General features: G+C 60.3%; 1 protein-coding gene. It reads left to right on the forward strand.

Annotation, left to right across the window (positions count from 1 at the left end):
• Positions 1-312: hypothetical protein (locus tag NR164_RS30315; protein ID WP_256823677.1), on the forward strand; the 312-nt coding region annotated here is incomplete at both ends.

Here is a 312-nt window from a genome sequence, read left to right on the forward strand (position 1 = left end):
CGTTGGTGGAAACCGATGCCGCCGGACAGGCCTGGCAATACCGGTACGACCCGCGCGGCAACTGCGTCAGCGAAATCGATCCACTTGGTCAGACAACGCGCTATCGATACGACCGCTTCGGCCAAGCAGTGGAAATCATCGACGCCACCGGCAAAAGTAAAAAGCTGCGCTGGAACCCGTTCGGGCAACTGGTCGAGCATGTCGATTGCTCAGGCTACCCCACGCGCTTTCGCTACGACGAGCGCGGCTATTTGCACGTCATCACCGACGCCCTCGGCGAACGCACTCAATTCAGCTATGACGCCAACGGGC

The organism is Pseudomonas sp. Pse79 (assembly GCF_024519615.1).
GTDB classification, from domain to species: domain Bacteria; phylum Pseudomonadota; class Gammaproteobacteria; order Pseudomonadales; family Pseudomonadaceae; genus Aquipseudomonas; species Aquipseudomonas veronii.